This is a genomic window from Isoptericola sp. NPDC057559 (genome assembly GCF_042801555.1).
Taxonomy (GTDB): Bacteria; Actinomycetota; Actinomycetes; order Actinomycetales; family Cellulomonadaceae; genus Isoptericola.
In genome coordinates this window covers 1-22,110 of the sequence record NZ_JBHVFQ010000012.1, presented here as the reverse complement: position 1 = coordinate 22,110, position 22,110 = coordinate 1, and the positions used below count along the sequence as shown (strand labels likewise).

The following is a 22,110-nucleotide window of genomic DNA, read 5'->3' as shown; positions in this document are numbered from 1 at the left end:
TGGTGCGGCTCCTTCGGGGGTTCGCCGCCCGTCGGTCCGTCCGGACACGAAAAACGTCCCGGCTGCGACAGGCAGCTCGGGACGGGTGCTGGTGGGCGCGTCGGGTCACGGCTGCGGAGGCAGCCACCACCAGCACGCGCGCATCGACATGCCGCCATCGTACGCCCGCCGACCGGGGGCCGGTCGGTATCCGCCCCCGGACCAGGCAGAATGTTCCGGTGATCCGCTGCCTGTTCGCTCTGTCCCTCGGCGTGCTGGCGGCGTCGATCCTCGGCGACGCCCTCACCGGCGCCGCGTTCTACACGACCCTGCGGATGGTGGCGATCGTCGTGGCCAGCATCTGCCTGCCGCTGACCATCATCGGCAGCGTCGTGGGGTCGACCGGCGTCGCGAACCCCCGGCAGACGGCCGCCGCCAAGGCGGCGGGCCGCACCATGCTGGCCCGCGTGGTGCGCATCGACGCGACCGGGTCCAGCGTCAACGACCAGCCCGTGTGCGACATCGAGCTCCTGGTGGTGCCCCGCCAGGGCCGCGGGCCGTACCGCACCACCACGCGGCGGGTCGTGAACCTGGCGCACCTGCCGTCCATGCAGCCGGGGGCGGTGCGGGTCGTGACGCAGCTCGACGCCGAGCGCCCGGAGGTCGCGATCGACGACGCCCCCGACCCGGAGTGGGCGGCGCGCGCGGCGAACGACCGGCAGGTGCGCGAGGCGCCCGTCGCCGACGTCTGGGCGCCCCCGCGCCAGGGCCGCGCGCCCGGCGCGATCCGGCACATCCCGTTCGTCGTCTTCCCGGTGCTGGCCGTGCTGGGCGGCGCCGCCGCGCTGTACCCGGCGTGGGCCGAGGCAGGCCAGCTGCTCCAGGGCAGCTCGATCGACGAGATCCGGGCCGAGAGCGAGGCCACGGCCGCCGCCGAGACCTCCATGTTCACGCCCGGCAACCTGGAGCCCGCGATCGAGGCCGTCCTGGCGCTCTCGGGCACGGACGTCACCGAGGTGGGCGTGTACGACCAGTTCGTGCTCGTCACCGCGCCCACGTCGCCGGGCGCCGGCACCACCGACGAGTGGCAGTACCGCGACGGCACCGCGGAGCGCACCGGCCCGTCGCTCATCCAGCCGGAGCCGGAGGACGTGCCGCGCGAGCTGTTCGACGCCACCGACGTCGACTGGGCCACGCTGCCGGGGCTCGTCGAGGAGGCCGGCCGCCTCACCGGCATCGACGAGGAGGACCCGTCCCTGCGCGTCGCTCGCTACGTGTTCGCCGACGAGAAGCCCAGCCCGCCCCGCGTCGCCGTCTCCACCACCGACGACTACCACTCCGGATGGGTGGACTTCTCCCTGAAGGGCAAGGTCGTCCGGATGAACGGCGGGGCGCCGGGGTCCGAGGCGGCCGCGGCCGAGTAGCAGGCGGACGGCTGACCCGCACGCCTCCGGGTGGGAGAATCGGGCCGTGCCCGACCAGCCCGCCGCCCCGCCGTCCCCGTTCGCCCACGTCGTCTACTACGAGCCGCGGATCCCCGGGAACACGGGCTCGGCCATCCGGCTCGCGGCCGTCACCGGGGCGCGCCTGCACCTCGTGGAGCCGCTGGGCTTCGACCTGTCGGAGGCCAAGCTCAAGCGCGCCGGCCTCGACTACCACGACCTCGCCGTCACGGACGTGCACCCGTCGTTCGACGCCGCTCTCGACGCCCTGCCCGACGCCCGCGTCTTCGCGTTCACCGCGCACGCGACCACCACGTACACCGACGTCGCGTACCGGCCCGGGGACGTGCTGCTGTTCGGCCCCGAGCCCACCGGCCTGCCCGACGCGGCCCTGGACCACCCGCGCGTCACCGACCGCGTGAAGATCCCCATGCTCCCCGGCCGGCGGTCGCTGAACCTCACCAACGCCGCGTCGATCGTCGTCTACGAGGCGTGGCGCCAGGCCGGGTTCCCCGGGGCGTCCTGACACCGCTCGCCCGCCCTCTTGCGCGCTCCCGCGGTCCTGGGATGCTCGGCGCATGGCCCCTCCGAACCGTGCCCTGCCCGTCGACCCGGAGCGCGCCCGCGGGCTGGTCCTGCGCTGGGCGGGCCCGACGCTCGCCGCCCCCGACCTCGACCACCTCGCGGTCGACCTCGTCAACGTGGGGACCGCGCCCTGGGCGCCGCGGGAGGGGGAGCACCTCCTTGCGGTGGGCGTGCTGCGGTCCGCCGGGAAGGAACGTGGCGGCTTCGGCTTCGCCTACTCCGGCAGCGAGCTGTTCGCCGTCCCGCTCGACTCGGGCGAGTACGCGCGTCTGCCGGTGAGGGTCGGCGGCTCCGAGTGGGCCCGGGCGCGGCCGGGCCAGACCCTCGTCGACGCCGTGCTCCCCGGGATCGGCCTCGGGACGGAGACACCCCTGACCCTCGACCTGACCGCCGACGACATCGCCGGCCGCCGCCCGGAGACGTCCTCCCCGCAGGAGGAGGCCACGGCGCTGCGCCGGCGCCTGGACCGCACGACGGCGTTGCTGGCCGCGCGGTCCGTGCTCCCCCGGTTGGTCGACGAGGTGCTCGCGGCCGCGTCGGACGACGACGCCGTCACGCGCGTGGCCGTCACGCTGGGCTGCGACGAGGACTCCGCACGCACGGTCGCCCACGGAGGGCTCGTGCAGTACCGGTCGGCCGAACGCCTGGAGCGCGAGGTGTCGGACCTGCGGCGGCGGCTCGAAGCCTCCACCTGACCGACCCGCCCTCCTCCCTCCGGCGGATGCCCGCGGGCCGGCCGGACGGAAGGATGGAGACCATGCGCAGCAGCCTCATGAACCACACCGAGCCGCAGGGCGAGCCCGGCAGCTTCCAGCTCGTCAACCCGCGGATGCTCAAGGTGGACCTCGCCGGCTCCGGCGGTTTCTTCTTCGCCAAGCAGGGCGCGATGGTCGCCTACCAGGGCGACGTCGACTTCGCCTACGAGGGCGCCGGCGGCGTCACCAAGCTGTTCAAGAAGGCCTTCACCGGGGAGGGCATGTCCCTCATGAAGGTCTCGGGCAGCGGCGACGTCTTCCTCGCGCAGGACGCGGACGAGGTGTTCGTCCTGTACCTGGAGAACGAGAGCGTCACCGTCTCCGGCAGCAACATCCTCGCCTTCGAGAGCACCCTCACCTGGGACATCAACCGCGTCCAAGGCGCGTCCATGCTCAGCGGCGGGCTGTTCAACACCACGTTCACGGGCTCCGGCGCCCTCGCCGTCACCGCCTACGGCACCCCCGTGGTGCTGCAGGTGGACGAGCCGACGTACGTCGACATGCAGAGCGTGGTGCTCTGGTCGACGTCGCTCCGCAGCACCGTGCGCAAGACCGCGAAGCTCGGCGCCGCCATCGGCCGCGGCTCCGGCGAGGCGTACCAGCTGGGGCTCACCGGGGAGGGGATCGTCGTGGTGCAGGCCTCCGAGGGCCACCCGCTGCCGAACCAGCAGTAGGCCGGGGCGCCGTCTCGCGGCGACGCCGTCAGGCGGGGGCGAGCACCTCGACCCGGTTGCCGGCGCCGTCGCGGGTGTGGAACCGGAGGTAGCCGGTGAACGACTCACGCTCGGTGCGGTCGACGTCGAAGCCGGCACCCTCGAGCCGGTCGGCGGTGGCGTCGAGGGTGGCGGCGTCGTCGACGACCAGGGCCGGGTGGGCCTTGCGCGCCGGCGCGAACGGGTCCTCCACGCCGACGTGGATCTCGGCCACGACCACCCCCGCGTCGTCGTAGCCGCGGAACCAGCAGCCGCCGCGGCCCGCCAGCTCCGGCGGCTTCGCCACCTCGGTCAGCCCGAGCCCGCCGCCGTAGAACGCGCGCGCGGCGGCCTCGCCGCCGCGGGGACAGGCCACCTGGACGTGGTGCAGTCGCATGTCGTCTCCTCGTCGTCGAAGTCTCTCGACGTCAAGATACTTCACGCCGAGACTTCTCCGCGCGCCGCCGCACCGCGGCGGCCCGGACGGACAGGCCGCCGACGACGAAGACCGGCGCCATCACGAGTGACCTGCCCCAGGGCGGAAGGTCGGGGGCCAGCGCCTCGACCGCATAGGTGGTCGCGACGACCGCCACGATGAAGAGCACCCCCACGCCGAGGACGCGCACGCGTCAGCCCTCCAGCAGCCAGGTCGCCGCGCGGCGCAGGAGCTCGGCGTGCGACGGCGAGTCGTAGGAGCGCCCGTCGTGGCCGAGGCCGGAGTAGACGGTGCGCCCGCCGTGCCCGTCGGCGACCCACAGGGCGGGGTGCCGCTCGCCCTCGTCGTCCGTCACCCAGCCCAGCACCTGCGACGTCGGCGCCACCCGCAGGCGGCAGTAGCGCTCGTCGACGACGTCGACGGACCCCAGGCCCTCCGTGATCGGGTGGGCACCGACCGCGAGCGGCACGGTGGTGGGCCCGAGCGGCGGGTGCATCGAGGTCCCCGGCACCCACCGGCCGCCGAGCACCTCCTCCCAGGCGGGGTGGTCGCCGAACGCGTTGGCCGCCTGGTGCACGGCGAGGATCCGGCCGCCGGAGCGCGCCCACGCGTCGAGGCGAGCGTGGAACGGCGCCCACGCCGCGTCGTCGGGTCCGATGCCGGCCTCCCGGAAACCCGGCCAGGAGGTGCCCGCGTTGACGACGAGCAGGTCGACGTCGTCGAGGTCGTCGAGCGCCTCGGGGGACGTGCTCCGCACGACGACGTCCGGGGCGCCGGCGCCGACCTCCAGCCCGGAGAGCACCAGCGCGAGCCGGTGCGACGTGGCGGCGTGGTCGTGCCAGGGGTCCTCGTGGCGGCCGCGGCCGGCCAGGATCAGGATGCGGGCGATCGATGGGGAGGTCACGGGCCCCGAGCGTGGCGCAGTCGCCGCGCGGGCGCCACCCACCACGCAGACGAGTTTCGTCTTTCATATTGAGTAAATGCCGGAGTTGTGGTCTGGTGTGCTCCGAAAGACAACGCTGTCAGTCGGTGGCGATCCCTGCCGCCCCGAGCCACGAGGTCACTGATGCCTTCACGCCCGACCACCCCACCCCCGACCGCGCCGCCGCGGCCACGTGCCGCGGGGCGCGCCCGCTGCCTGCAGCTCACCGTCTCGCCCGTCCTCGCGCTCGCGCTCGGCGCCACCGGCGTCGGCGTCGCGGGCGTCGCGACGGCCGCCCCCGCCGCCCCGAGCGCCGACGGCGGGTCGTTCTTCACGTCGTTCGAGCCCGACGACCCGCAGCCCACCTGGGACAGCGAAGCCGAGCAGGGCCCCGACGGCCCCCGCTCGTCGGGCGTCGTCGGCACCACCGTGCTGGAGCGCAGCCCCAGCACCCCGGTCGGCGACAACCTGCTCGCCGACGCGACCGACGCCCTCGCCTGGGAGGGCCCGTTCCAGAACGGCGTCGGCAACGTGCCCGGCACGCTCGAGCCGACCGCCGCGGCGGACGACTCCGCGATGCACTGGGCCATGCAGTCCGCCGGCGAGACCTGGGTCCAGGTGCCGCTGCCCGACCTCGAGCGCGGCGTCCCGCTCCGCGCGTCGGTGACCCTCAGCGGCAGCGGCACCGTGTTCCTCAACGTCTACGACGGCAACCGCGACGTCGGCGGCGAGGAGGTCACGCTCACGGCCGAGCCGAAGACCGTGACCGTCGACATCGCCCGCCCCGCCAGCGGCGGCGGCCGGCCGCAGTTCCAGGTCCGGACCCACAACAGCGGCGCGCTCGACGTCGTCGTCGCCGACGCGTCGGTCCAGCGTCTGAAGCCCGGCACGATCGACTTCCCGGGCGACGTCACGGACACCGTCGCGAAGGTGACCGCCAGCGGCGAGAACGCTCCGAACGAGGTCGCGGCCAACCTGGCCGACGGCGACGTGAGCAGCAAGTGGCTGGTCGGCTCCCGGACGCCCTCGGTGACCTACGAGCTCGAGAAGGCCGCCCCCGTCGCGACCTACGCGCTCGCGTCCGCGGGCGACGCCCCCGACCGCGACCCGCGGTCCTGGAAGCTCGAGGGGTCGAACGACGGCGACGCCTGGACCACCCTCGACACCCGGACCAACCAGGGCTTCGCCGAGCGCCTCGAGACCCGCCAGTACACGGTCGCGGAGCCGAGGTCGTTCCGCTACTACCGCCTCAAGGTCACCGAGAACTCCGGCAGCGACGGCACCCAGCTCGCCGAGTGGCTCGTCTCCACCGAGGCCGCACCGGCCACCCCGATGGCGACGACGCTCGGCACCGGCCCCGCCAGCGCCTACGCCGCGAAGACGCAGGCCGGCTGGACCGGCACGCACGCCCTGCGCTACGCGGGCAGCCAGACCGCCGACGGCCGCGGGTACGCGTACAACCGCGTGCTCGACGTCGACGTCCCCGTGGGCGACGACACGCAGCTGTCGTACAAGCTGTTCCCCGAGGCGTCGGAGAAGGACCAGTCCTACGCCAGCACGCACGTCGCCGTCGACCTCGCGTTCACCGACGGGACCTACCTCAGCGACCTCGCCGCCACCGACGGCCACGGCTTCGCCCTCGACCCGCAGGGCCAGGGCGACGCCAAGGCGCTGTACGTCAACCAGTGGAACGCCGTGCAGAGCGACCTCGGCGACGTCGCGGCCGGCAAGACGATCGACCGCGTCCTCGTCGGCTACGACAACGCGGCCGGGCCGGCCGACTTCAGCGGCTGGGTCGACGACATCTCCATCGCCGACGCGCCGGCGCAGCACACCTCCGACCACCCGTCGGACCACGTGCTGACGACGCGCGGCACCAACTCCACCGGCGACTTCTCCCGCGGCAACAACATCCCCGCCACGGCGGTGCCGCACGGCTTCAACTTCTGGACGCCGTCGACCGACTCCGGGTCCACCAACTGGCTGTACGCCTACCAGAAGGACAACGACGGCCAGAACCGGCCGCAGATCGAGTCCTTCAACCTCAGCCACGAGCCGAGCCCGTGGATCGCCGACCGCCAGATGTTCCAGGTGATGCCGTCCACCGCGACCGGCACGCCCGACGCGACCCGCTCCGTGCGGGCCAAGACCTTCAGCCACGACAACGAGACCGCGCGCCCGTACTACTACGGCGTCACGTTCGACGACGGCATGAAGACCGAGATCGCCCCCACCGACCACGCGGCGATGTTCCGGTTCACGTTCACCGGCGACGAGTCGAACGTCCTGTTCGACAACGTGCGCAACGACGGCGGGCTGACCCTCGACCCGAGGACCGGCACCCTGTCCGGCTACACCGACGTCGCGGGCGGCAGCCAGAGCAACGGCTACAAGCGGATGTACGTCTACGCGACGTTCGACCGGCCCGCCACGGCGGGCGACAAGCTCACCGTCGGGGACCGCGACAAGGTGGCGGGCTACCTGACGTTCGACACCTCGACGACCAGGACCGTCGAGATGCGGATCGCGACGTCGCTCATCGGCGTCGAGCAGGCCAAGCACAACCTCGACCTCGAGATCGCCGGCGACGACACGTTCGAGCAGGTGCGCGACCGCGCGCAGGACCTGTGGGACGCCAAGCTCGGCGTGATCGACGTGGAGGGCGCCTCGGCCGACCAGCTCACCACGCTCTACTCGAACCTCTACCGCCTCAACCTGTACCCGAACTCCGGGCACGAGAACGTCGGCACGGCGGCCGCGCCCGAGTGGAAGCACGTGGACCAGTCGGGCACGAGCCTCGACCCCGCGCCCGCGGGCACCACGGCCACGAGGACCGGGGCGAAGATCGTCGACGGGAAGGTCTTCGTCAACAACGGCTTCTGGGACACCTACCGCACCACCTGGCCCGCGTACTCCCTGCTGTACCCGGGGGACGCCGCCGAGATGGTCGACGGGATGACCCAGCAGTACGACGACGGGGGCTGGGTCTCGCGCTGGTCCGCCCCGGGCTACGCGAACTCCATGACCGGCACCAGCTCCGACGTCGCGTTCTCCGACGTGCTGGGCAAGGGCGTCGAGGACATCGACGTGCAGCGGGCGTACGACGCGGCACTGAAGAACGCGTCCGTGGCGCCGCCGAACGAGCACGTGGGCCGCAAGGGCCAGGAGCAGGCGACGTTCCTCGGCTACACGCCCGCCTCGACGCACGAGAGCGCGTCGTGGTCGCTGGAGGACTACCTCAACGACTACGGCATCGCGACGATGTCGAAGAAGCTGCTGGACTCCACCGACGCCTCCGACCCGCGCCACCAGGAGTACGCGGACAACTACGAGTACTACCTGAACCGGTCGCAGAACTACGTGCGCCTGTTCGACCCCGAGACCGGGTTCTTCCGGGCGAAGGACGCCGACGGCGGCTGGTCGCAGTCCGCCGCCGACTTCGACCCGCGCGCGTGGGGCAGCCCGTACACGGAGACCGACGGCTGGAACTTCGCGTTCCACGCGGTCCAGGACCCGCAGGGCCTGGCGAACCTGTACGGCGGCCGGGACAAGCTCGCCGACAAGCTCGACGAGTTCTTCAGCACCCCGGAGACGGCGCAGTACCCCGGCGCGTACGGCGGCGTCATCCACGAGATGCGCGAGGCCAAGGCCGTCCGGATCGGTCAGTGGGGCCTGAGCAACCAGGTCTCGCACCACATCCCGTACCTGTACGACGCCGTCGGCCAGCCCTCCAAGACGCAGGAGATCGTCCGCGAGGCGCTCGCCCGCGGCTTCGTGGGCAGCGAGATCGGCCAGGGCTACCCCGGCGACGAGGACAACGGCGAGATGTCCGGCTGGCAGGTCTTCAACGCGCTCGGCTTCTACCCGCTGCAGGTGGGCAGCCCCACCTACGCGATCGGCTCCCCGCTGTTCACGAAGGCGACGATCCACCTCGCCGGCGGCAAGGACCTCGTGCTCAGCGCGCCGAAGAACAGCGCGAAGAACATCTACATCCAGGGCGTCACCGTGAACGGCAAGCCCCAGACGTCGACGTCCTTCACGCACGAGCAGCTGACCGCGGGCGGGACGATCGTGTTCGACATGGGCCCGACGCCGTCCGCGTGGGGCACCGGCGAGGACGACGCGCTCCCCTCGATCACGCAGGGCGACGACGTGCCCGACCCGCTCGCCGACGTCACCGGCCCGAAGAAGGGGACGGCGACCACGGACGACTCCGTCGCGAAGGCCGGCACGCTGTTCGACGACACGTCGGCCACGTCGACGACGTTCACCTCGGCCAAGCCCTCCGTGGCCTACGAGCTCAAGGGCCGCACGGCCCGCGTGACCATGTACACGCTGACGTCGGCGGCCGAGAAGGGCGCGGACCCGAAGGCCTGGACCCTGCAGGGCTCGGCCGACGGCAGGAAGTGGGTCACCCTGGACACCCGGCGCGGGCAGAAGTTCGCCGAGCGTCAGCAGACGCGGGCGTTCTCGGTGGCCGACCCGGGGATCTACGGGCACTACCGGATCGTCGTGACCTCCTCCCAGGACAAGGCCACGGCCCTGTCCGAGCTGGAGCTCCTGGCCCACCAGCCGCGCGTCGCGGAGATCGCCGCCGTCGTCGACGACGCCCGGCACGACCGCGAGATCCCCGCCCGCACGGCGCGGGAGCTGGGCGACGTCCTCGACGCCGCCCGGGCGGCCGAGGGCAAGGGTGACGCCGACGGCGTCCGTGCCCAGGTGCGCGCGCTCAAGGCCGTCATGGACACGACGCCGGAGAGCCGCCTGCCCGACCGCGTCCGCGAGGACCTCGAGCTGGTCGTGTCGCAGTGGGTCGGGCACGGCGAGGGCCTCGACCTCGTCCGGGCCCAGATCGGCGACCTGACCCGCAGCGGCGACGTCAACAAGGGCCTCTCGCGCACCCTTCTCGGCCTGGTCGAGGACGCGCAGGACGCCGCGGACGGCAACCACGCCGCCCCGCTAGCGAAGGCCCTGGCCGAGCTCCGCTCGACCGTGGCCGACGCGAAGGAGAACAAGGCGAGCAAGCTCGCGAAGGCGGCCCTGCTGCCGCTCCTGGACGAGCTGATCGCCTCCCCGCCGTCGACCGTGCGGGCCACCCGCGCGGCCGAGGTGCTCATGGGCGACTACGACACCGGCAAGGCCTGGTGGCCGTCGAGCTGGTGGAACTCCGCCGTCGCGACGGAGACCGTCATCGAGTACATGCAGCGCACCGGCGACCTGAGCTACCTGCCGCAGGTGGACCGCACGTTCGAGCGCAACAAGGGGAAGTTCCCCGCGGGCGAGCTCTCCGGCGACGAGCTGTGGGGCAACTTCACCAGCCGCGCGATCGACGACTCCGAGTGGTGGGGCCTCGCCTGGGTCCAGGCGTACGACCTCACCGGCGACAAGAAGTACCTCGACATGGCGGAGACCATCGGCGAGTTCGTCAACGGCTACTGGGACACCAGCACCTGCGGCGGCGGCGTGTGGTGGGACCACGAGCGCACGTACAAGAACGCCGTCACCAACGGGCTGTGGGTGCGGCTGAGCGCCGAGCTCCACAACCGCATCGAGGGCGACACGACGTGGCTCGGGCGGTCCCAGGCCGGCTGGGACTGGATCACCTCCAGCGGCATGATCAACGCCGACGGGCTGGTGAACGACGGTCTGAACGGTGACTGCGAGAACAACGGCGGCACCGTGTGGACCTACAACCAGGGCGTGTTCCTGGGCGGCGGCCTCGAGCTGTACCGGGCCACCGGCGACGCGTCGGTCCTCGCGACCGTGCGCCAGCTCGCGGACGCCGGCACCACCGACCCGGAGCTGGTCACCGACGGGATCCTCACCGAGGAGTGCGACCCGGCGGGCACCTGCGACGACAACGCCAAGCAGTTCAAGGGCATCTTCCTGCGGTACGTGGGCGACCTCAACGACGCCCTCGACGGCCACCCGTACCAGGAGTTCGTCGACCGGCAGGCGGGGTCCGTCTGGGCCCACGACCGCAACGGTGACGACCGGCTCGGCCTGCGCTGGGCCGGCGGCAGCGGGTCGGAGAAGGCCAACGTGTACGACTGGCGCACCCAGGCCAGCGCGCTGAGCGCCCTGCTGGCGAACATCCCGGCGACGGACGGCTGACCCCGCCCGTCACCACCACCGAGGGCCGTCGTCCGACCGGACGGCGGCCCTCGGCGCGTCCGGGGCGCCCGCGGGCCCTCAGGGGGCGAAGGCCCGCACCAGGGCGTCGACGCGCCGGTCGTCGGCGTCGGCGGAGAGCCGGCCCGCCCGGTGCAGCGAGGCGAGCCCGTGCACGGCGCTCCAGAGCACCTCGGCCGCCGTCGCGGGGTCGGCGGGCGGATGCCGCAGCCCCGCGAGAGTGCCGGCGATCGCCGCGAAGCCCTCCTTCATGACCGCCGGGGTGTCGTCCGCCGCGAACGGGACGACGACGGGGAGCAGGAACATCGCGTCGTAGGTGGCCGGGTGGCGCGCGGCGAAGTCGAGGTAGGCCACCACGAGCGCGCGCACGCGGTCGGCGTCCTTCCCCTGTGCGGCGGCGGACGGCGCGAGCGCGGCCGCCAGCTCCTCGAACCCCGCCAGCGCGACGGCGGTGACGATCTCGGTGCGCCCCTGGGGGAAGTGCCCGTAGAGCACGGGCTGGCTGTGCTCGATCGCGTCCGCGAGCCGCCGGGTGGTCACGGCCTCCCACCCCTGCTCCTCGGCGAGGGCGCGGGCCGCGGCGACGATCAGCTCCCGGCGCTCCTCGACCTGGCGGGCTCGGCGGGCTGCTGCGGGGGTCGTCATGAACCGACCCTAGCACTGCTAGCGAATCGCTGATACGTTTCCTAGCACTGCTAGATCCTACGGTCCAGGAAGAGGTCGTCATGGAGTGGTTGCCCATCGTCGCCGTCGTCGTCACCGGGCTGCTGGTCGGCGTGGAGGCGTCCGTCATGTTCGTCATGAACCCGATCTTCGACGGCCTGCCCGACGACGCCGCGGTCCTCGCCCGCGCGCACGGCGGCCGGATGCTCGGGCGCCTCATGCCGTTCTGGTACATCGGCGCGACGCTCCTCATCGCCGGCACCGCGCTGGTCACCCCCGAGGCCGCGGCCCTCGCCTGGACCTCCGTGGCACTGATGCTCGTCAGCGTCGTGATGTCCGTCGCGCTGCTGGTCCCCATCAACGACCGGTCGAAGGAGTGGACGCCCGACACGCTCCCCGCGGACTGGCGCGAGCAGAAGGACCGGTGGAACCGCCTCCACCTCGTGCGCGTCGCCGTCATCGTCGCCGCGTTCGTCCTCGTGACCGTGGCCGCCGTCCGCTGAGCCGCCACGGCTCCGGCGGGGACGGCATCGAGCGTGCTGACGTGATCCTCGAACGGGTCGTTCGAGGATCACGTCAGCACGCTCGATTCATGGTCCGGTCCGGGCGGTCAGGCCTCCAGCAGCACCGCCGACCCCTGCCCCCCACCGCCGCAGAGCGCGGCCACGCCGACGGACCCGGGGCCGAGCAGCTCCAGCCGCCGCGCCAGGTGCCCCACGACGCGGGCGCCGGACGCGCCGATCGGGTGACCCAGCGCGATGGCGCCGCCGTGCGCGTTCACCAGCTCCGGGTCGAGGCCGAGCATGTCCACGGACGCGAGCACGACGGCGGCGAACGCCTCGTTGATCTCGACCGCGGCGAGGTCGCGCGGGGACACGCCGGCCCGCTCGCAGGCGGCACCGATCGCGTTCGCGGGCTGGGCGTGCAGCCCGACGTCGGGCCCCGCGACCAGCGCGTGCGACCGCACCCGCACCCCGGTGAGGCCGCGGGCCGCGGCGGCGTCGTCCGCCATGAGCACCAGGGCGGCCGCGCCGTCGGAGATCTGCGACGCGTTGCCCGCGGTGATCGTGCCGTCCTCGCGGAACGCGGGCCGCAGCCGCGCCAGCCCCTCGATCGTGGAGTCGGGCCGCACGCCGTCGTCGGTGTCGACCACCACCGCGCCGCGGCGCCCCGGCACCTCGAACGGCACGATCTCCTCGGCCAGCAGGTCCGCCGCCTTCGCGGCCCGCGCGTGCGACGCGAGGGCCAGGTCGTCCTGCGCGGCGCGGGTGTTCCACGCCGCGGCGGCCATCCGCTCGCCGTGCCGCTCCGTGCTGAGCCCCATCGAGTCCCGCTCGAAGGCGTCGGTCAGCCCGTCGTGCGCCATCGTGTCGACCAGCTCCACCGGGCCGAACTTCTTCCCGGCCCGCGAACCCACCCACGCGTGCGGCGCGAGCGTCATCGACTCCATCCCGACGACGGCCACCACCTGCGCCTCCCCGCCCGCGATGAGCCGGTGCGCCTGCGTCACCGCCTCCGCCCCGGACAGACAGACGGCGTTGAGCGTGATCGCCGGCACCGTCATCGGCACCCCCGCGCCGACGCCCGCCTGCCGGGCGGGGTTCTGCCCCGCGCCGCCCTGCAGCACCTGCCCGCCCACGACGATCTCCACCTCGGTGGGCGCGATGCCCGCCGCCGCGAGCGCCCCCGCCAGCGCGTGCGCGCCCAGCGCCGTCGCCGGCACGGTGGCGAACGCCCCGTTGGAGCGCACGAACGCCGTCCGCCGGTACCCCACGATCACGGTCATGACAGTTCCTCCTCAGTCGATCGGCGTTGGCACGCCATGACCCGTCCCGACATCCTTCTCGTCCTCCAGCTCCACGAGGACCTCCGCCTCGGTGGCCTCGCGAACGTCGTCGACGCTCACCCCGGGCGCGAGCCGGCGCAGCACGAACGCGGCTTCCAGCCCGTGGTCGGTCACGTCCAGCACGGCGCGGTCGGTGACGATCCGGTCGACCACGCCCTCCCCCGTCAGCGGCAGGGTGCAGCGGCTGCGCAGCTTGGGCGAGCCGTCGCGGGCGACGTGCTCCATCAGCGCGACGATGCGCCGCGCGCCGACCACGAGGTCCATCGCCCCGCCCATGCCCTTGACGAGCTTGCCGGGCACGGTCCAGCTCGCCAGGTCGCCCGTGGCGGACACCTGCAGCGCGCCGAGGATCGCGATGTCGACGTGGCCGCCGCGGATCATCGCGAACGACGCCGCCGCGTCGAAGTAGCTGGCCCCCGGCACCGCCGTGACCGTCTGCTTGCCGGCGTTGATGAGGTCGGCGTCCTCCTCGCCCTCGAGCGGGAACGGGCCGATGCCGAGCAGGCCGTTCTCGCTCTGCAGGGTGATCCCCACCCCGGCCGGCAGGTGGTTCGCCACCAGCGTCGGGATGCCGATGCCGAGGTTGACGTAGTCGCCGTCGTGCAGCTCGGCGGCGGCCACCGCGGCCATCTCGTCGCGCGTCCAGGTCATGCCGCACCTCCCGCCGTCGTCGCCGTGCCCGCCGGGCTGTGGTTCGTGGCGGGGCGCACCGTCCGCTGCTCGATGTCCTTGACCCGCTCGCGCGCGAGCACGAGCCGGTGCGTGTAGATGCCCGGCGTCACGACGACGTCCGGGTCGATCGGCTCGTCGGTGATCTCCTCCGCCTCGACCACCGTCACCCGACCGGCCGTCGCGATCACCGGGTTGAAGTTGCGCGCCGTGTACCGGTAGACGAGGTTGCCGAACAGGTCGGCGCGGCGCGCGTGCACGAGGGACAGGTCCGCCACGATGGCGCGCTCCAGCACATAGCGGCGGCCGTCGATCTCGTCGACCGGCTTGCCCTCCGCCACCGGCGTCCCGACGCCCGTCGGGGTGTAGAAGGCGGGGATGCCGGCGCCGCCCGCGCGCAGCCGCTCCGCGAGGGTGCCCTGCGGCACGAACTCGACCTCGAGCGCGCCGTCCAGGTACTGCTGCGCGAACAGCTTGTTCTCCCCCACGTACGACGCGAGCACGCGCCGCACCTGGTCGTTCTCCAGCAGGATGCCCAGGCCCTTGCCGTCCACGCCCATGTTGTTGGACACGATCGTCAGGTCCCGCACGCCCGAGTCGCGCACCGCCTCGATGAGGTCGTTCGGGTTGCCGCTCAGGCCGAACCCTCCGACGGCGATCGTCATGCCGTCGTGCAGCAGCCCCTCCAGCGCGGCCACGGCGCTGGGCTGCCGCCGGGTGGTGGTCCTCGTCATCGTGCTCCCCCGTTCTCCTCGACCGTACGTCCGCCGGCGGCCCCGTCGGGAGCGCGCGGCCCGTCGTCCTCGGTGCCCGGCTCCGCCTGCGCGGCGCGCCGCAGCACCGCCTCAGCGTGCCGCAGGAGCGGCGCGTCGACCATCTGTCCGCCGACCGTGAGCACGCCCGCGTCGGCGGTGCCGTCCCGTCCGTCGGCACCGGCCAGCGCGGTGAGCGCCTCGGCCCGCCCCGACGCCGCGGCGAGCACCTCGCGCGCCCGCTCCACCTCGGCCTCCGACGGCGCGAACGCGGCCCGCACGACCGCCACGTGGCTCGGGTGCACGCACAGCGACGCCACGAACCCGCTGGCCGCGGCGTCGAGGGCCTCGGCGCGCAGCCCGGCGAGGTCGTCGAGCTCCAGGTGCACGGCGTCGACCGCCGCCTTGCCCGCGGCGCCCGCGGCCAGCAGCACCGCGGACCGGGCGTGCCGGGCGACGTCGCGGTACCCGCCGTCGGCGCCCCGGCTGGACGTGCCGTGCAGGGAGGCCACCAGGTCCTCGGCGCCCCAGGCGAGCGCGACGACGTCCGGCCGCGCGGCCAGCGCCGGCGCCGCGAGCACCCCCGCGGCCGTCTCGCACAGGGCGACGACGGCGTAGGGGCGCCCGTCCGGCGCCAGCAACGGGCCGACGAAGCGCCCGTCCGCCTTCGGCAGCATCACCGTGCGGTACGGGGTGCGCGCCAGGGCCGCCAGGTCCGCGTCGTGGTCCGGGGTGCCGACCGCGTTGACCCGCACGACCACCCGGTCCGGGTCGAGCGGGGTCTCCACGAGCGCGGCGCGGGCGGCCTCCTTGCGGCCGGGCGCGACGGCGTCCTCCAGGTCGAGGATCGCCGCGTCCGCGCGGTCCAGGGCCTTCGCGAACCGGTCGGGCCGGTCCGCGGGGCAGAACAGCAGCGCCGGGCCGAGGGTGAACGGGGCGGGGTTCACAGCACTCCCCCGCCGTGCTCGGCCGCCAGCCGGTGCTCGTGCTCCTCGTGCCCCTCGCGGGTCCACATCAGCATCGTGCGCACCGCCCGCGCCACGACGTCGCCGTCCTGGTTGCGGCCCACGTGCTCCACGGTGACGATCCCCTGCCCCGGGCGCGAGCGCGACGGCCGCCGGTCGGCCACCGTCGTCTCCCCGTACAGGGTGTCGCCGTGGAACATCGGGTGCGGGAACGCCACCTCCGTGAAGCCGAGGTTCGCCACCAGCGTGCCCCGCGTCAGGTGCGCCACCGACAGCCCCACCAGCGTGGCCAGCGTGAGCATCGAGTTCACCAGGGGGCGGCCGAACGGCTGCGTCGCCGCCCACGCCGCGTCCAGGTGCAGCCCCTGCGGGTTCATCGTGACGGACGTGAACAGCACGTCGTCCGCCTCCGTCATCGTGCGGCCCGGCCGGTGCACGTACCGCACGTCGGGCTCCAGCTCGTCGTAGTACAGCCCCCGCTGCACCTCGTCACGCATGACGTGCTCCTTCCTCCCCGGTGGGGCTCACGACGCGAGCCCCAGGTCGCGGGCGATGACCATGAGCTGCACCTCCGTGGTGCCCTCGCCCACCTCGAGCACCTTGGAGTCCCGGTAGTGCCGCGCCACCGGGTTCTCGTTGAGGAAGCCGTAGCCGCCGAAGATCTGCGTGGCGTCGCGGGCGTTGGCCATCGCCGCCTCGCCGCCCACCAGCTTGGCCACGGACGCCTCGGCCTTGAACGGCTTGCCGTGCACCTGCTTGAGCGCGGCGTCCAGCCAGCACAGCCGCGCCGAGTGCACCCGCGCCTGCATGCGCGCCAGCGTGAACGCGATGTGCTGGTTGCTGCCGATCGCGTGGCCGAAGACCTCGCGCTCGCGCGAGTAGCGCAGAGCCTCCTCCAGGCAGCCCTGCGCCGCGCCCGTCGCGAGCGCGGCGAAGGCGATGCGGCCCTCGTCGAGCGCGCGCAGGAAGTTCGCGTAGCCGCGCCCCTGCTCGCCCAGCAGGTTCCCGGCCGGGACCCGCACGCCGTCGAGCGTCAGCGGGTGCGTGTCGGAGGTGTGCCAGCCGACCTTGTCGTAGCTGGGGCCGACGGCGAAGCCGGGCGTGCCCGAGGGCACGAGGAACGACGACAGCTCCTTGTGCACGGCGCCGTCGGCGCCGGTCCGCTCGCCCGTCACCGCGGTGACGGTGACGACGCTGGTGATCGGCGTGCCGGAGTTGGTGATGAACTGCTTGGAGCCGTCGATCACCCACTCGCCGGCGGCCTCGTCGAGCCGGGCCGTGGTGCGGGTGGCCCCGGCGTCGGAGCCGGCGCCCGCCTCGGTGAGCCCGAAGGCGGCGAGCGCCCGCCCGGAGACGAGGTCGGGCAGCCAGCGCTGCTTCTGCTCCTCCGTGCCGTGCCGGAAGATCGGCATGATCCCCAGCCCGACGCCGGCCTCGAGCGTCACCGCGATCGACTGGTCCACGCGGGCGAGCGCCTCCACCGCGAGGCACAGGGACACGTAGTCCTTGCCCTGCCCGCCCACGTCCACGGGGAACGGCAGGCCGAACAGCCCGAGCTCGCCCATCTGGGCGATGATCTCGACCGGCAGGCGCCGCTCGGTGTCGTACCGGTAGGCCGCAGGGGCCACCACCTGGTCCGCGAACTCGCGCACCACGGCGCTGAGCTTCCGCTGCTCGTCGGTGAGCACGGTGGACTGGGTCTCGCTGATCATGACGCTCCTCGGGTGTCGGAGTGTGCTGCCGCGACGGCGGGGTCTGCCGGGGCGGGAGCGGGGTCTGCGGGGTTGCGCACAGGGGTGTCGGCGGGCGGGTCGACGACGGCGACGACCTGGTCGAGGCGCACCTGGTCGCCCGTGCGCACGTCGACGCGGACGACGCCGGCGACGGGCGCGAGCAGCGGGTGCTCCATCTTCATCGCCTCGACGACGACGACGGGCTGGCCCGCCGCCACGACGTCGCCGTCCGCGACGGGCACGGCGGACACGGTGCCGGGCATCGCGACCCGCACCGCCGCGGACCGCGCGGCGCCGTCGTCGCCACCGCCGGTGAGGGCGCGCTCGGCGCGCCGGCGCGAGGCCAGCGCCGCCCGCCCCGGCACGGCGAACGACGACGTCCGCCCGTCCACGTGCACCCACACCGTCGCGGTCGTGGCGTCGAGCGCGCTCGCCACGGTCCGGGTGACGCCGTCGACGGTGAGCAGGTGGCGGCCGCCGGCCTGCGGGTCGCCGTGCGGGTCGACGAGCGGGCGCAAGGACGCGCGGACCGGCTCGCCGTCGCCGGTCGTGACGACGGCGGTGTCCGCGGTCCCGGCGACGGCGACGGCGTGCTCGGCCCCCGTCGCGTCGACGAGCACCGCGCGGCGCGGCGCGGCGCGCCCGTTGAGGCGGAAGCCGTCCGAGGCCCACGCACCGGCCGCGTGCTCCGGGCCGGCGAGCACGAGCAGCGCCGCCGCGACCAGCGAGGCGTCGGGAGCCCGGCCCGCCGCGACGGCGTCCGCGTCGAGCGCCGGCTCGCCGCGGTCCGCCACGAAGCGGTCGATGAGGCCGGTGTCGAGGCGGCCTGCGCGCACGTCGTCGTCGGCGAGCAGGTCGCGCAGGAAGCCGGCGTTGGTCTCGACGCCCAGCACGACGACGTCGGCGAGCAGGCCGTCGAGCCGCTCCACCGCCCGGGCCCGGTCGGGCGCCCAGGCGACGGCCTTGGCCAGCATCGGGTCGTAGTCGCCGGTCACCTCGGCGCCCGGCAGCAGCCCGCTGTCCAGGCGCAGGGGCGTGGCGCCGGGCCCGGCCGGCGCGCCGGCGTCGTCGTAGCGCAGCACGCGGCCCGCGGCGGGCAGGAACCCGCGCGCCGGCGACTCGGCGTACAGGCGGGCCTCGACGGCGTGCCCCCGCAGGGCGACGTCGTCCTGCGCGAGGCCGAGGGGCTCGCCCGCCGCGACGCGCAGCTGCAGCTCCACCAGGTCGAGGCCGGTCACCAGCTCCGTGACCGGGTGCTCCACCTGCAGGCGGGTGTTCATCTCGATGAACCAGAACGTGCTCGGGTCGTCGCCGGGAGCCAGGAACTCGACGGTGCCCGCGCCGACGTAGCCGACCGACCGCGCCACCGCGCAGGCGGCCTCGCCGAGCCGCGCCCGGGTCGCCTCGTCCACGACGGGGGACGGCGCCTCCTCCACCACCTTCTGGTGGCGGCGCTGCAGCGTGCACTCGCGCTCGCCGAGGTGCACGACGGAGCCGTGGGTGTCGGCGAGCACCTGCACCTCGATGTGTCGCGGCCGTCCCACGAGCCGCTCCAGGAGCAGCCCGTCGTCGCCGAACGACGACGCGGCCACGCGCCGGGCCGAGGCCAGCGCGCCCGGCAGCTCGTCCGCCGTGCGCACCACCTCCATCCCCTTGCCGCCACCGCCCGCGACGGGCTTGACCAGCAGCGGGAACCCGACGTCGTCGGCCGCGGCGACCAGGGCCGCGTCGTCGAGGCCGTCGTCGACGGTCCCGGGCAGCACGGGCACGTCGTGCGCGGCGACGAGCCGCTTCGCGGCCGCCTTGTCCGCCATGGTCTCCACGGCGGCGACGGGCGGCCCGACGAAGACGATCCCGGCGCGCTCGCACGCCCGCGCCAGGGCCGGGTTCTCGGACAGGAAGCCGTAGCCGGGGTGGATCGCGTCGGCGCCCGTCGCGACGGCGGCCGCGACCACGGCCTCGACGTCGAGGTAGCTCCGGGCCGCCTGCGCGGGGCCGAGCCGCACGGCGACGTCGGCCTCGCGCACGTGCCGGGCGCCGGAGTCGGCGTCCGAGTACACGGCGACGGAGCGGATCCCCAGGCGGCGCAGCGTGCCGATCACGCGGCACGCGATCTCCCCGCGGTTGGCCACGAGGACGGTGGTGAACGCGGTGCCGGAAAGACCTCGGGTGTCCATCGCCCTCACATCCGGAAGAGCCCGAAGCGGGGCTCGGAGTCGTCGGCGCCGGGCAGGGGCGTGCGCGCGCACACGCCCAGCGCGAGGCCCAGCACGCGGCGGGTGTCGGGCGGGTCGACGATGCCGTCGTCCCACAGGCGCGACGTGGCGTGGTACGGGTCGCCGGCCACCTCGTAGCCGTCACGGATCTCCGCGCGGAACGACTCCTCCTCGGCCGGGTCCCACTCCTCGCCGCGGCGGGCGAGCTGGTCGCGCTTCACCGTGGCGAGCACCGACGACGCCTGCGCCCCGCCCATCACGGAGATCCGCGACCCGGGCCACGACCACAGGAAGCGCGGCGAGTACGCCCGCCCGCACATGGCGTAGTTCCCGGCGCCGAACGAGCCGCCCACGATGACGGTCAGCTTCGGCACGCGCGTGGTCGCGACGGCCGTGACCATCTTGGCGCCGTCCTTCGCGATGCCGCCGGCCTCCGCGTCGCGGCCCACCATGAACCCGGAGATGTTCTGCAGGAACAGCAGCGGGATGCCGCGCTGGTCGCACAGCTCGACGAAGTGCGCCCCCTTGAGCGCCGACTCGCGGAAGAGCACGCCCGCGTTGGCCAGCACCCCGACCGGGTGCCCGTGGATGCGCGCGAACCCCGTGACGAGCGTGGTGCCGTACTCCGGCTTGAACTCGTGCAGCTCGCTGCCGTCGACGATCCTGGCGATCACCTCGCGCGGGTCGTACGGCTGCTGCACGTCCACCGGCACGGCGGCGTACAGGCCCTGCGGGTCGACGACCGGCTCCCGGGACGGCGCGACGTCCCACGCCGGCGCGGGGTCCGGCGGCAGCGTGCTGACGATGTCGCGGACCAGGTCGAGCGCGTGCTCGTCGTCCTCGGCGAGGTGGTCGACGACGCCGGACCGCCGCGCGTGCAGCTCCCCGCCGCCCAGCTCCTCCGCCGAGACGTCCTCGCCGATCGCGGCCTTCACCAGCGGCGGACCGCCCAGGAAGATCGTGCCCTGGTCCCGCACGATGACGGTCTCGTCGCTCATGGCCGGCACGTAGGCACCGCCCGCCGTGCAGGAGCCGAGCACCGCCGAGATCTGCGGGATGCGTGCCGCCGACAGCTTCGCCTGGTGGTAGAAGATCCGCCCGAAGTGGTCGCGGTCGGGGAACACCTCGTCCTGCCGCGGCAGGAACGCGCCGCCCGAGTCCACGAGGTACACGCACGGCAGCCGGTTCTCCAGCGCGATCTCCTGCGCCCGCAGGTGCTTCTTCACGGTGAGCGGGTGGTACGTGCCGCCCTTGACGGTCGCGTCGTTGCACACCACCATCACCTGCCGCCCGCTCACCAGCCCTACGCCGGCGATGACGCCCGCGCCCGGCCAGGCGCCGTCGTCCAGGCCGTAGGCGGCGAGCGGCGCGACCTCGAGGAACGGGCTGCCCTCGTCCAGCAGGCGGGCCACGCGGTCGCGCGGCAGCAGCTTGCCGCGCGACGTGTGCTGGTCGCGCGCCCGCTCCGTGCCGCCGAGCGCGGCCGCGGCCGTGCGCTCGCGGAGCCGGTCCGCGAGCGCCCGCTGGGCCTCGTCGTTGGCGCGGGCCGCGTCGGCGCGGGGGTCGACGGCGGAGTCGAGGACGGTCACGGGGCCTCCCCCTCGGTCGGGCCGTCGGCGGCCGGGGCGTCGCCGCCGAGCAGGAGGGCGAGCGCCGGGTCGGCGAGCACCGCCCCGAGCTCGGCGAGGAACCGGGCGCCCTGCTCGCCGTCGACCACGCGGTGGTCGAACGTGAGGCTGAGCGTCGTCACCTGGCGCAGCGCCACCTCGCCGTCGTGCTCCCACGGGCGGCGGACCACCTGGCCGAGGCCGAGGATGGCGGGCTCCCCCGGGTTGAGGATCGGCGTGCCCGCGTCCACGCCGAAGACGCCGACGTTGGTGATGGTCAGCGTGCCGTTCGTCAGCCGCTCCGGCGTGGTGCGGCCGGCGCGGGCCGTGGTCGTGAGGTCCGTGAGCGCGGCGGCGAGCCCGGTGAGCGACAGGGTGTCCGCCGCCGGCACGTGCGGCACCACCAGGCCCCGGTCCGTGGCGACGGCGATGCCGAGGTTCACGTGCGCGGGCCGCACGATCTCGGCCTCGCCGTCCGGCAGGTCCACCCAGCGGCTCGTGAGCGACGGGTGCGCGGGAAGCAGCGCGCACAGGGCCCGCGCCACCAGCGCCAGCACGGTGATGCGCTGCCCGCCGGCCATCGGGTGCGTCTTGAGCCGCGCCAGCAGCTCCATGCTCGCGGTGGCGTCCACGGTGAGGAACACCGACGCCTGCGGGGCCGCCGCGCTCGCCACCATCGCCGCGGCGGTGCGCTTGCGCACCCCGCGTACCGGCGT

The 22,110-nt window shown here is 74.1% G+C and carries 19 protein-coding genes; 6 read left to right on the top strand and 13 right to left on the bottom strand.

Annotated features, from left to right (window positions below; translation table 11 throughout):
- Positions 1-218 precede the first annotated feature (218 nt).
- The 4 genes from ACFU5J_RS12795 (at position 219) to ACFU5J_RS12780 (ending at position 3,435) form a co-directional block, all read left to right on the top strand.
- Entirely contained in the window at positions 219-1,403 is a 1,185-nt protein-coding gene (locus ACFU5J_RS12795) for a hypothetical protein (protein ID WP_430578954.1), read from the top strand.
- Positions 1,404-1,449: 46 nt separating this feature from the next.
- Positions 1,450-1,947, top strand: coding sequence for a tRNA (cytidine(34)-2'-O)-methyltransferase (locus ACFU5J_RS12790; protein ID WP_430574423.1), 498 nt, complete (start codon positions 1,450-1,452; stop codon positions 1,945-1,947).
- Positions 1,948-1,999: 52 nt separating this feature from the next.
- Positions 2,000-2,701, top strand: coding sequence for a hypothetical protein (locus ACFU5J_RS12785; RefSeq protein WP_430578953.1), 702 nt, complete (start codon positions 2,000-2,002; stop codon positions 2,699-2,701).
- A 62-nt stretch (positions 2,702-2,763) separates the two neighbouring features.
- Positions 2,764-3,435, top strand: coding sequence for an AIM24 family protein (locus ACFU5J_RS12780; RefSeq protein ID WP_430574421.1), 672 nt, complete (start codon positions 2,764-2,766; stop codon positions 3,433-3,435).
- Positions 3,436-3,463: 28 nt separating this feature from the next.
- On the opposite strand, the gene ACFU5J_RS12775 is transcribed toward ACFU5J_RS12780, so the two are convergent.
- From ACFU5J_RS12775 to ACFU5J_RS12765, 3 genes are read right to left on the bottom strand one after another with little or no spacing between them, the layout of a single operon-like run.
- Entirely contained in the window at positions 3,464-3,850 is a 387-nt protein-coding gene (locus ACFU5J_RS12775; protein ID WP_430578952.1) for a VOC family protein, read from the bottom strand.
- 31 nt (positions 3,851-3,881) lie between these two features.
- The gene (locus ACFU5J_RS12770; RefSeq protein WP_430578951.1) at positions 3,882-4,079 is read right to left on the bottom strand and encodes a hypothetical protein; all 198 of its coding nucleotides are present in this window, start codon (positions 4,077-4,079) and stop codon (positions 3,882-3,884) included.
- Between the two features lie 3 nt (positions 4,080-4,082).
- Positions 4,083-4,793, bottom strand: coding sequence for a ThuA domain-containing protein (locus ACFU5J_RS12765; protein ID WP_430578950.1), 711 nt, complete (start codon positions 4,791-4,793; stop codon positions 4,083-4,085).
- A 162-nt stretch (positions 4,794-4,955) separates the two neighbouring features.
- Between ACFU5J_RS12765 and ACFU5J_RS12760 the strand changes: the two genes are divergently transcribed.
- Positions 4,956-10,925 carry a GH92 family glycosyl hydrolase gene (locus ACFU5J_RS12760; protein WP_430578949.1) on the top strand — a complete coding sequence of 1,990 codons (5,970 nt, stop codon included), beginning with the start codon at positions 4,956-4,958 and terminating at the stop codon, positions 10,923-10,925.
- A gap of 78 nt (positions 10,926-11,003) precedes the next feature.
- Here the strand turns inward: ACFU5J_RS12760 and ACFU5J_RS12755 are convergent, their stop codons facing one another.
- Positions 11,004-11,588, bottom strand: a complete 585-nt coding sequence (locus ACFU5J_RS12755) for a TetR/AcrR family transcriptional regulator (RefSeq protein WP_430578948.1) — start codon at positions 11,586-11,588, stop codon at positions 11,004-11,006.
- An 80-nt stretch (positions 11,589-11,668) separates the two neighbouring features.
- On the opposite strand from ACFU5J_RS12755, the gene ACFU5J_RS12750 reads away from it, so the two are divergent.
- Positions 11,669-12,109, top strand: a complete 441-nt coding sequence (locus tag ACFU5J_RS12750) for an anthrone oxygenase family protein (RefSeq protein ID WP_430578947.1) — start codon at positions 11,669-11,671, stop codon at positions 12,107-12,109.
- Between the two features lie 107 nt (positions 12,110-12,216).
- Here ACFU5J_RS12750 and ACFU5J_RS12745 read toward each other — a convergent pair whose 3' ends face one another.
- From ACFU5J_RS12745 to ACFU5J_RS12705, 9 genes are all read right to left on the bottom strand, one after another.
- Positions 12,217-13,392, bottom strand: coding sequence for an acetyl-CoA C-acyltransferase (locus ACFU5J_RS12745; RefSeq protein ID WP_430578946.1), 1,176 nt, complete (start codon positions 13,390-13,392; stop codon positions 12,217-12,219).
- Positions 13,393-13,404: 12 nt separating this feature from the next.
- Positions 13,405-14,103, bottom strand: coding sequence for a 3-oxoacid CoA-transferase subunit B (locus ACFU5J_RS12740; RefSeq protein WP_430578945.1), 699 nt, complete (start codon positions 14,101-14,103; stop codon positions 13,405-13,407).
- A complete protein-coding gene (locus ACFU5J_RS12735; protein ID WP_430578944.1) occupies positions 14,100-14,855 on the bottom strand; it encodes a CoA transferase subunit A in 756 nt (251 codons plus the stop codon). Before ACFU5J_RS12735 ends, ACFU5J_RS12740 begins: the two co-directional genes overlap by 4 nt.
- Positions 14,852-15,820 carry an HpcH/HpaI aldolase/citrate lyase family protein gene (locus ACFU5J_RS12730; protein WP_430574411.1) on the bottom strand — a complete coding sequence of 323 codons (969 nt, stop codon included), beginning with the start codon at positions 15,818-15,820 and terminating at the stop codon, positions 14,852-14,854. Before ACFU5J_RS12730 ends, ACFU5J_RS12735 begins: the two co-directional genes overlap by 4 nt.
- Positions 15,817-16,335 (bottom strand): MaoC family dehydratase, encoded by a 519-nt coding sequence (locus ACFU5J_RS12725; RefSeq protein ID WP_430574410.1) that lies wholly within the window; start codon positions 16,333-16,335, stop codon positions 15,817-15,819. Before ACFU5J_RS12725 ends, ACFU5J_RS12730 begins: the two co-directional genes overlap by 4 nt.
- 27 nt (positions 16,336-16,362) lie before the next feature.
- Complete coding sequence (locus tag ACFU5J_RS12720) at positions 16,363-17,550, bottom strand: acyl-CoA dehydrogenase family protein (RefSeq protein ID WP_430578943.1); 1,188 nt, start codon at positions 17,548-17,550, stop codon at positions 16,363-16,365.
- The gene (locus tag ACFU5J_RS12715) at positions 17,547-19,748 is read right to left on the bottom strand and encodes a biotin carboxylase N-terminal domain-containing protein (protein WP_430578942.1); all 2,202 of its coding nucleotides are present in this window, start codon (positions 19,746-19,748) and stop codon (positions 17,547-17,549) included. The genes ACFU5J_RS12720 and ACFU5J_RS12715 overlap by 4 nt, the downstream gene beginning before the upstream one ends.
- A gap of 5 nt (positions 19,749-19,753) precedes the next feature.
- A complete protein-coding gene (locus ACFU5J_RS12710) occupies positions 19,754-21,376 on the bottom strand; it encodes a carboxyl transferase domain-containing protein (protein ID WP_430578941.1) in 1,623 nt (540 codons plus the stop codon).
- On the bottom strand, positions 21,373-22,110 hold a 738-nt coding region (locus ACFU5J_RS12705; RefSeq protein ID WP_430578940.1), incomplete at its 5' end, for a 2-oxo acid dehydrogenase subunit E2. The genes ACFU5J_RS12705 and ACFU5J_RS12710, both read right to left, overlap by 4 nt.